The following is a 10054-nucleotide window of genomic DNA, read 5'->3' on the forward strand; positions in this document are numbered from 1 at the left end:
CTTACGCCTCTCCCGTCTCGTTAATATGTGGTGCGGATTTGGTGAGAACGAGGTGCTTGCTGGAAAAGCTCTTAGCGCGTTCGGAATGCGTGGACATGATGACTGTGCGCTGTGCAATCAGTTCTTTTAAGCTGTTTAGGATGTCTTGTTCTGTTGCGGGGTCGAGATGTGCCGTTGGCTCATCGAGCAACAAGATAGGCGCGTTTTTCAGGTAAGCGCGTGCGATGGCGATGCGTTGTACCTGTCCGCCAGAAAGACCAAAACCGCCCTCCCCGATTTGGGTATCAAGCCCGTTCGGAAGTGTCGGGAGATAGTGGTCTACGGCAGAAAGGCGCAGAGCTTTTTGCAGGTCAGAATCTGTAGCGTCAGGCCGTGCAAAAAGAATGTTTTCGCGGATTGTGCCCGCGAAGAGGATGGGTTTTTGTCCAATCCAGGCAATGATATTGGATAAATGCTGTGGCGGAATATGGTTGAGGTCGTGGCCATTCAGTAAGATACGGCCTGATCTTGGCATGATGAAGCCTAAAAGAAGCTCAATAAGTGTTGATTTTCCCGAGCCACTTTCGCCATTCAGAATAAGTGTCTCACCCGGTTGAAGGCTGAAGTTCAAATCAGTGAAGACGGGATTGTGTGATTCTTCCCATGAAAAACTGACATTTTCCACGGTGAGTGCATAATTATGCGCGGGAGGCAGTGGCTGTGTCTGGGGGCGCGAAGCAGTTTTGCTATCGGGGAGAGCGGCCATATTCTCGGCCGCAGCCGTCGCATGGGCGCGGTCTTGATAGGCGGCAGAGAGTGCACGAAAGGGAGCGAACGCCTCAGGCACCATGAGGACGGCGAAAAGGGCTTTGGTCAAAGTCTCCATTGAACTCATGGGAGACAAGGCATGTATTTGGGTAGAGACGATGAGAACTAGTGCCACGACCATGGCCACATCTGTTGTTGCGGAGGCGATAAAGGCGATGCGTAGCACTTTCATCGTGCGGCTGCGTAGGTCATCTGCGCTTTGTGCAAGTGCCGTGGCTTCACGCTCGGTGGCGCCAGATAAGACGATTGTGGCAATGCCTCTTATGCGGTCGAGGAAACGGGTTTGTAGGCGTGTCATGGCTAGAAACTGACGCCGTGACGCAATGCCTGTAGCAATGCCGAAAATCGCTTGAAAAAAGGGTAATGAGAGGCAGCATAGGGCCAAGACAATGCCCGCATGATGGTTCTCAAGGTAAACGGCGAGCACGACAAGCCATTGCAAGATAAGCCACAGCGCAGACGCTGGAACCCAACGGGCGAAATATCCGTCTAAAGCTTGAATACGGTCTACAATTAGGCTTGCGATTGTGCCGCTATGCTGGTTGCGTAAGATGACGGGGCCAGTGAGGGTGATGCGTTGTAGGACATCGTTTAACAAACGGCGGCGCGCTGCGGCCCCCGCATGTATTGCGGCGATCTCTTGTACAACGGCCAAGACTGTACGAAGAAGAGCTAAGGTAAAATAGGCTTCTACCCAAGGGATGCTCGTTGAAATACCTTGTGTGAGTGTCGCTGCAATGATGTGCGCGAGTGCCCATCCCTGCCCTATTGCTACGAAGGTCGCTAGAATGCCAAGGCTGGTGCAGAATGCTGTTTGGACGCGGTTTGCTTTGCCCTGCGTCTTTGTCCAGCGTTTTGTGATGGATTTATCGCCGCTCATAATCTTTGTGCATATAGGCTTCTGCTCTCAAAGGTGAGAGCTTATTTTTGAGTATAAAGATTTTTTTCATCTGCCCCCTACTACGAAAGGGTGCCTCTCTCACTCAGAGTGCGTCGTGCGACTGTGGGTGGAATCATTTCAAGGGGAGCTAAAAGGAAGGTTAAACGATACGTTGTGCTTTCATCATGTTCAATGGTGAGATCTGCATGTAGCTGCCGTGCGAACCCACGAATAAGTTGCCGCCCAATGCCATCTTGATGGTGGGTGGAGAGTTCCTTAGCGGTGTGTTCTGTTCGGTTATCCGTTAAGGTCAACGCGACATTGTGTTTTATGTGGGCCTGGCGTTCATATTTAAAGGAGATGAATATAGCGCCACTTCCGTCGTAAGGACGTGTGTAGTGCGAATGGTTGCTGATTATTTCTGTTATAATAAGTGTTATGGGAGATGATTGAGTGGTTGGAATGAGTATATCATCAATATCGTAATGGATATCGAAGCGCTCTTTTGATTTTTGATTATGTGAAATGAGAATACTATTTGCGAGCTCTGGTATGAAAATGTCTGATTTCAAGTGGTTTTTTTGGTCGCTCTCATATAAATGATGGTGCATCATTGATATGGCGCGCACTCTGTCACGTACAAGATGAAATTCTTCTCGAGCATCTAGAGATTTTACACGGTTTGCATGTAAATTTAATAAAGATGCAATGATCTGTAAGTTATTTTTGACGCGATGATGAATTTCGTGAATAAGATGTTCTTGATAATTGGTTGATTTTTTAAGTTTTTCTTCTCGAATTTTGAGGTGTCGTATAGCCCTTAAGAAAGAGCGTTCTAATTGTCTTATTTCAGAGGGAATATATCTATTCCTATTAGAGATAAATTTTTGTCCTTTGTGCCACTCAGAAACTGATTGAGACAATTTTTCTAAAGGATGGATGAGAAAATCTTTAGCAAAAACAAGTCCCACCATCATTTCTATAAATATAATGGTAAATATAATGCTTATATTTTCTAATAATATGTTACTGTAGTTCCGGTCAATTTTATTGTATTTGTGTATTATGAGAACCCAATTATTTTCGGTTTGCTTTGATAGTAAAAATATTTTGTATTCTTGATTAAATGAATCAAAGTAATTTTTTTTAATCATGTCTTTTTTTATTCTATCACGGTTTATATTGTTTATGTATTTTGTTAGGTAGTTTTTGTATATCCAATCATATTGATCGATGGATATTATATAGTATGAATCATAATCGTCTTTTTTTTGTGTTATATCGCTAATGTCATACTTTATTGTGATAATTTTATTTTGATATTCAAATTTATTTATTAAAAAAACATTAGTATTGTATTTTTTTATTTTAATTCCATACTCTTCATTGCGGTAGTATTGATCTTCTTTATTGCATAGGGATTCGTTTATTATTGTTTTTTTGTTTTTATCATCAATAATGGCGCAGTAATTATTGCCTTCTGAGGTATTGATAAAATCAATGTATTCGCTAATTTTTTGAATAGAAGAGGTATTTTCTGTAAAGAAATTGGATATCTTCTGTAATTTTATAAGGGAGTTATGGATATTTGTGAGGGTTTCGTCTAAATTTTTTTGTGTATGATTGGCAGATATTTTAATGTTCTGATTATAATAATTCCAAGATATTATACCCGCTACGCAGGAGATAGGAAGAGAGCTTCCAATGACGAGTAAAACAATTCTGGTGCCAAACGTATCTAAACTTCGTAACAGCCGGGCGTAGGAAAATCGTTTTGAAATGTTGATCGCTCCATTGTTTTTGGATTTAACGGCTTCGGTCGTCTTCTATTAATTTGAGTAAATACTCAGGAATGGGTTCATGAGCGATATCATCAAAAAGCTTGTGAAGTCCTCTGCTTAACCAAATCCCAAAAGGTGTTTCGTCACGCATCGTTCTGGCCTCTTGATCTGGCGCTTTTGGACTTTGATTGTGTTTTTTGCTGCCGTTCATTGTGTTTAGAGGGGCCTTTCGTGTGGTGTTATGAACGGTGCATTCACTGAAGAATAAACAGATGAGTTCAAGTTTGGTTCCATCGAGGAGATAAAAAGAGATAATACGCTATATACATTTCCTTATATTACCAAATGAATAATGGAAAACATTTTTTAAATGATATGAAAATTAATTAAAATACATCCATTATCAGGAATTATCTTAACTTAATTAGAATAAATTTTCCATATCGTGAGGATATGTGGTGTTCTTCAGTCTTTCTCTGAGTGCTTGCACTTTAAGGCGTAGCTTGTCATTTGCGGGAAGATCTCCGCTCATCCAGGCTTCAAGTTGTCTGCGCGCACGAAAGACGCGACTTTTCGCTGTGCCCACTGCGCAATGTGTTGCTTCAGCTAAATCTTCATAACTCATGCCGTGAATGACAACCATAACAAGTGCTTCACGTTGGTCGGTTGGAAGGTGTGTCAGCGCTAAGGCTAAGTCTTTTAAGGCTAATGTATCTTCATGCGTTGCTGAGCTTGCAAATGTGGATGCGGGAACATCCTCAATATCGGTTGTGTCGCGGCGTTTGCGTAGGTCGGAGATGAATCTGTTGCGTAAAATACGGTGTATCCAAGCAGAGAAATTGGTGCCGGGAATAAAGCTATGTTGTGCTGCAAGGGCATTGCAAATAGCATCTTGTACCAAGTCTTCTGCAGCAGCGCGATTGCGTGTTAGAGCAAGGGCTTGTACCCGCAGTTTGGGTATCATCGTAATCACTTGGTCATGGAACGTCATGACGTCTCTCCCTGATAGCACTTCTGCATTCACTCTACTGAATGAATGGAAAAGACGGATCGTTGCATGGGGAAAGATTTTATTTTTAGACTTTTCGTTGAAGTTCACAGAGTAAGCTGCGAGCTCTTGATACACGTGCCTTTATGGTGCCTGAAGGCACGTTACAAATGCTTCCAGCTTCGTCATAGGTAAGTTCCTGTGCGCCGATGAGAATGAGAGATTCGCGCAAAATATCAGGCAACTGCCATAAGAGTTCGTCGAGTTCGCGAATTGTGTCATGAGCCTCGTGAGGTGCGTCATGCTCTGAGTGAGGCAGGGCTGCTGCGCCGAGGCTTTCCAGAATCTCGCGTTCTTTAGTGTGGCGACGGTATTGCTCATAAAATATATTGCGCTGGATGGTGAAGAGCCATGCTTTTAAGGATGTGTCATGAGCATATTGTGAGCGTGCCGCAAGTGCGCGCGTTAATGTGTCTTGCACTAGGTCATCTGCGGCTGAGGGAGTGCGTGCTAAAAACCGTGCAAAAGCACGTAGATGTGGAAGGGTGGCAATAAGGTTTTGGTGAAAGTCAGAGCTTTCAAGATGCGTTGCAGGGGTGTTCCCCGCATTGGGGGAGGATGATTGTGAAACGTTACCCAGAAAACATTCCTTTTGTGTAAAAAATATCTAATGGAGGTGATATATAAAATATCATGAAGAAACCTCTTTGAATTTCTATTTTGTTCATATCTGTATAGGACAATAAAATTTTTGATGCTATGATAAGTGTCGTAAAAATCATTAATGTGCATTATTAAACGATAGCGCTGTGATGATGTGAGTGTTAGTTTTTAAGTCGCGCCAAGGGAGACTATAAAGAGTGCCATCTGCTTTGCGTCATGATTTAATTGCTGCCCTTCCTTATGCGCGCCGTTATGCGAGAGCATTATCCGGTGATCAAAAATCTGGTGATGCATTAGTTGCACGAACTTTACAGAATATAACGAGTTGTGTTGATGATACGCTATCGGTTCGTGAAAATTTATACAGGCATTTAACAAGTGCGTTTGACAATCAAGGGGAGCAGAGCCTTACCTTAGAGCAGCGTGCTCTTTTGTTGCTAACGTGTTTGGAAGGTCGGTCTCTCCCAGTCGCAGCACGCATCTTAAAGTTGGATGATGTGTACGCCGAGGGCGCTTTGGCTGCCGCGCGTGAAATTTTAGAAGATGCTGCACATACAAGCGTCCTTATTATCGAAGATGAGCCTATTATCGCGATGGATATTCAGGGGCTGGTCGAACAATGCGGGCATCGTGTGGTCGGGGTGGCGCATAGTGAAGATGAGGCAATTCGTATAGCGTCTGAAACCAAGCCCGGATTGATTTTGGCTGATATTAATTTGGGTATCGGCGGCGATGGTATGTACGCGATTAGCCGAATTTTAGAAGCCCATAAAACACCGGTTATTTTTGTCACTGCGTATCCTGAGCGCCTTTTGACCGGAGAATCGCAAGAGCCGTCTTTCGTTATTTCAAAGCCTTTTGAGCCAATGGCTCTGTCTGTTGCAACATATCAGGCGATAATGGGGAGTTCTCTGGTTGTTTGATTGTTTCCTGCGAGATCGCTCTTGCAGGAAAATGGGGGCTGATACACATAGACTTTCATGTCAGCACCAATTCTTCATCTCCAAAATATCACTTATACCTTGGGCGGTCGCCCTCTCCTCGATGGCGCTGAATTAAGCGTTACGCCGGGAGAGCGTGTGTGTTTGGTCGGGCGTAATGGCTCGGGTAAATCGACGCTCCTGAAAATGGCTTCAGGGGATTTGCAGCCTGATGGCGGCACTGTGTTTGTTCAGCCGGGCGTTAAGGTACACTACCTTGCCCAAGAGCCAGATTTTAGCGCTTTTAAGACAACGTTTGATTGTGTCGCTGCGAATTTGGATGAGACTGAGACGTACCGTGCGCGCTCTATGCTGGTTGAGCTTGGCCTTACCGGCGATGAAGCTTGTGATAGCCTATCAGGCGGTGAAGTGCGCCGATGCGCCTTGGCGCGCGCTTTGGCGGAAGAGCCTGATTTGCTCCTCTTGGATGAGCCGACTAACCATTTGGATCTCCCAACGATTTCATGGCTTGAGCGAGAGCTTGCCGCTTCACGTTGTGCCATGATCGTGATTAGCCATGACCGTCGCTTATTAGAGACGTTGTCACGGAGCGTGGTATGGTTGGAACAAGGGAAGACGCGCCGTTTGGACCAAGGTTTTGCGCGTTATGAAGAGTGGCGTGAAGAGGTTTTGGAGCAAGAGGAGCGTGATGCTCATAAGCTAGACCGTGAGATCGCGCGTGAAGAAGATTGGATGCGCTATGGCGTTACAGCGCGCCGGAAGCGTAATGTCCGGCGCGTGGCTGAACTTGCGGCATTGCGTGAGAAGTGGCGTGATATTTCCTCGCGCGGTAATGGTACTCTGCGTATGGATGCGAGCGAAGCCGATGCCGGCGGGAAGATCGCTGTTTCCGTTGAGGGGCTGACATGGCGCTATGACGACCGTGTACTGGTCGATCATCTTGATTTGCGCTTAATGCGTGGGGACCGTTTGGGGCTTGTCGGCGCGAATGGCGCTGGGAAAACCACGCTGATTCGTCTTTTAACGGGGCGCGTGCCTCCGCAAGAGGGTACGGTATGGATTGGACCGTCGATCTCTATGGTGACGTTGGATCAGCAGCGTGAAGCGCTAGATCCGAAAATGACCCTGGCAGATACATTGACCGGTGGGCATGGCGAAATCGTGCAGGTGGGCGATGAGCGCCGGCATGTTATTGGTTATATGAAAGATTTTTTGTTCCGCCCGGAACAAGCGCGCACACCTGTTGGAAAATTATCGGGTGGAGAGCGTGGACGCCTTGCATTGGCATGCGCTTTGGCCAAGCCTTCTAACTTGATGGTGTTGGACGAACCAACCAACGACCTTGATCTTGAGACGTTGGATCTTTTGCAGGATATGCTCACGGATTATGCAGGTACGGTTCTGCTTGTGAGCCATGATCGTGATTTCTTAGATCGTGTTGCGGGGTCTGTTCTGGTGGCCGAAGGTGATGGTCGCTGGATTGAATATGCCGGTGGTTATTCGGACATGTTGGCGCAGCGTGGTGGGAGAGCGCCATCCGGGCGCGAGGCCCCTGTGGGCGATAATGGCGATGTAACGCCGAAAAAAGCCGTAAAAACAGAAAAGAAGCAGGTTAAGCTTAGTTATAAAGATAAGCGGGCCTTGGAGTTGTTGCCGGGACAGATGGCCAAGCTTGAGGCTGAGGCAACATCTTTGCGTGAGGCTTTGGCGGATCCCACTTTATATGGGCAGGATCCAAAAAAGTTTGAAAAGGCGACAGTGCGTTTACAAGCCGTGGAAGAGGAATTAGCTGCGGCTGAAGAGCAGTGGCTTGAGCTAGAGATGAAAAAAGAGGAGCTTGAAGCTGGTTAAACCAGCTTCAAAGCTTGATAAGGCCCGATGCTTCCATAACGTGACGGGCCTGCGTGATGCTTTCTGTAACGCGTAAGGCCGCATCAAGCGCGCGGATGCCTGCTTGAGCATCCACCAGCACCGGGGCACCGTCCAGGCATGAAGCGGCAAATGCGTCATGCTCAGCCGCGAGATTGTCGTGGTCACGCCATGAGATGGCTTCACGGCGGTACCCGCCCGTGCCCGGCAGGGGTAATCCACGCTCTTTGCTGATGAAACTGAGTTTCCGCTCCATGAAATCAGCAGATAAATATCCCTCTTGCGAGAAGATACGCATGCGGCGCTCGGTTTTGAGAGAAATGCGGCTGGCTGTGATGGTGGCTACGCAGCCATTCTCGAATCGTACGCGTGCATTCGCAATATCTTCATGTGGGCTAGATACTGCTGCGCCAATGGCATCAATGCTCTCAATAGGGCTATCAACGATGGCGAGGACGAGATCTAGGTCATGGATCATGAGATCTAAAATGACCGAAACATCTGTGCCGCGTGGTTTGTAAGGAGCGATGCGGGTTGCTTCGATATAAAGAGGCGCTGCAATTCGCTCGGTAATAGCGCGGTGCTCAGCAGAATAGCGCAGTAAATGGCCGACTTGTAAGATTTTTTGATTGCGTTCTGCACATTCTGCGAGTTTTTGCGCTTCTTCACGCGTTGCTGCGATCGGCTTTTCAACTAAGACGTGCTTTTTGGCATCTAATGCTTGAGAAGCAAGTGCGTAGTGATATTCTGCAGGTGCCGCGACAATAACGGCATCAACACGTTCCAAAAGGTCATCAAGGCTTATTGCGGGGTCACACCCGGCCTCTCCCGCGACTAAAGCAGCGCGTGCAGGGTCCGGGTCATAAAGCCCAACAAGGTTTTCTCGTGGGTTGGCCGCAGCTTTCAGCGCATGAAAACGCCCGAAATGTCCTGCCCCGATAATACCAACTCTTAGCTGTCGTTTTGTGTTCATGCCTACTCTCATCATGCACAATACGACTAACAGCCGTAGAGGCTTCCGTATAGCACAAGGGCTGACAAGCGTGCAGAAAGGTTGCATCGTGTTGTGAGAATAGGCATGGTCCCGGCCATGCACTGGTGGCTTTGCTGCCGATTTTGATCTGTTGACCTAATTCAAGCCGAGGGCGCCCCGTTCCGTCATGATGTATTATAGTCGGCTCAGATTGCTTGGCGTCGCAGGCGTTTGCCTGCTGGGCGTTTTGCTCTGTCTGCCCAATTTCCTAAAAGCACCGTCATCCTCCCTGCCCTGGCGGCAAATCCACCTTGGGTTGGACTTGAAGGGTGGTTCATACCTGTTGCTTCAGTTGGATCTGAAGTCTTTAGAGCATGATCGTCTTTTAAGCCTGCAAGATCAGGCGCGTCAGGCGCTGTTGGATCACGGTCTTGGATATCGTGATTTTGTTCGTGATGATGCGACGCAACGTTTGAGCTTCACGCTGCGTAGTGATGCGGAACGTGATTCTGTTTTGTCGACATTGCGTGCTGTGCCGACTGCTGTGCCGAATGAATTTCAGGTTGCGGCGACGGGTGAACGCATTGATCTGATTTTGCAGCATGATGCGATGTTGTCCCGCGCACGGGATGCTGTGGCGCAGTCTATTGAGATTGTACGCCGCCGTATTGATGCGACGGGCGCCATTGATCCGAGCATTGCCCGTGAAGGCGATGACCGTATTGTGGTGGAACTGCCGGGTGTTTCTGATCCGGAGCGGATTAAGACGTTGCTGGGCACGACCGCGCGTTTGACCTTCCGTCTGCTTGCGCCGAACCCGACGGCTGCGTCCCCCGGTTCAACAATGCTGGAAGATATTAGCACGCACACGCAGCTTGCAGTGCAGGATCATGTGGATGTGGACGGCACAGATCTGACCAATGCAGGTGCTGTGATTGATCAACAATCTGGCGGCTGGGCGGTAACATTCCAGCTCAACAGTACCGGGGCGAGCGCCTTCGGAAATGTGACACGTACGAATGTTGGTCGTCGTTTTGCGATTGTGCTGGATAACAAAGTTATCGAAGCGCCGAACATTATTAACCCGATTACGGCTGGTAGCGGTCAGATTACGGGTGGTTTTGATGCGCGTAGTGCGTCTGATTTGGCCCT

The 10054-nt window shown here is 47.4% G+C and carries 9 protein-coding genes; 3 read left to right on the plus strand and 6 right to left on the minus strand.

The genetic code is table 11. From position 1 onward, the window contains the following. Nucleotide 1: 1 nt before the first annotated feature. The 5 genes from cydD to NTH01S_RS08930 all read right to left on the minus strand — a co-directional run bounded on the left by cydD (nucleotide 2) and on the right by NTH01S_RS08930 (nucleotide 5009). Nucleotides 2–1687, minus strand: coding sequence for a thiol reductant ABC exporter subunit CydD (gene cydD / locus NTH01S_RS08915; RefSeq protein ID WP_068172645.1), 1686 nt, complete (start codon nucleotides 1685–1687; stop codon nucleotides 2–4). 80 nt (nucleotides 1688–1767) lie between these two features. Then, nucleotides 1768–2841 carry a sensor histidine kinase gene (locus tag NTH01S_RS08920; RefSeq protein ID WP_068172649.1) on the minus strand — a complete coding sequence of 358 codons (1074 nt, stop codon included), beginning with the start codon at nucleotides 2839–2841 and terminating at the stop codon, nucleotides 1768–1770. 652 nt (nucleotides 2842–3493) lie between these two features. Beyond that, a complete protein-coding gene (locus NTH01S_RS11610; protein WP_084367220.1) occupies nucleotides 3494–3679 on the minus strand; it encodes a hypothetical protein in 186 nt (61 codons plus the stop codon). Between the two features lie 213 nt (nucleotides 3680–3892). Continuing rightward, entirely contained in the window at nucleotides 3893–4459 is a 567-nt protein-coding gene (locus NTH01S_RS08925) for a sigma-70 family RNA polymerase sigma factor (protein ID WP_068172651.1), read from the minus strand. A gap of 85 nt (nucleotides 4460–4544) precedes the next feature. After that, entirely contained in the window at nucleotides 4545–5009 is a 465-nt protein-coding gene (locus NTH01S_RS08930) for a sigma-70 family RNA polymerase sigma factor (RefSeq protein ID WP_068172654.1), read from the minus strand. A gap of 307 nt (nucleotides 5010–5316) precedes the next feature. Here NTH01S_RS08930 and NTH01S_RS08935 point away from each other — a divergent pair, with 307 nt between their 5' ends. Both NTH01S_RS08935 and NTH01S_RS08940 read left to right on the plus strand, forming a co-directional pair. Next, the gene (locus NTH01S_RS08935; protein ID WP_068172656.1) at nucleotides 5317–6042 is read left to right on the plus strand and encodes a response regulator; all 726 of its coding nucleotides are present in this window, start codon (nucleotides 5317–5319) and stop codon (nucleotides 6040–6042) included. 57 nt (nucleotides 6043–6099) lie between these two features. Beyond that, nucleotides 6100–7911, plus strand: coding sequence for an ABC-F family ATP-binding cassette domain-containing protein (locus tag NTH01S_RS08940; RefSeq protein ID WP_068172659.1), 1812 nt, complete (start codon nucleotides 6100–6102; stop codon nucleotides 7909–7911). 7 nt (nucleotides 7912–7918) lie between these two features. Here NTH01S_RS08940 and NTH01S_RS08945 read toward each other — a convergent pair whose 3' ends face one another. Continuing rightward, a complete protein-coding gene (locus tag NTH01S_RS08945) occupies nucleotides 7919–8902 on the minus strand; it encodes a Gfo/Idh/MocA family protein (RefSeq protein WP_068172662.1) in 984 nt (327 codons plus the stop codon). Nucleotides 8903–9092: 190 nt separating this feature from the next. Between NTH01S_RS08945 and NTH01S_RS08950 the strand changes: the two genes are divergently transcribed. Beyond that, a partial coding sequence (locus NTH01S_RS08950) for a SecDF P1 head subdomain-containing protein (protein WP_408887597.1) occupies nucleotides 9093–10054 on the plus strand: 962 nt, incomplete at its 3' end.

This window comes from Neokomagataea thailandica NBRC 106555, from assembly GCF_001598495.1.
Classification (GTDB): Bacteria; Pseudomonadota; Alphaproteobacteria; order Acetobacterales; family Acetobacteraceae; genus Gluconobacter; species Gluconobacter thailandicus_A.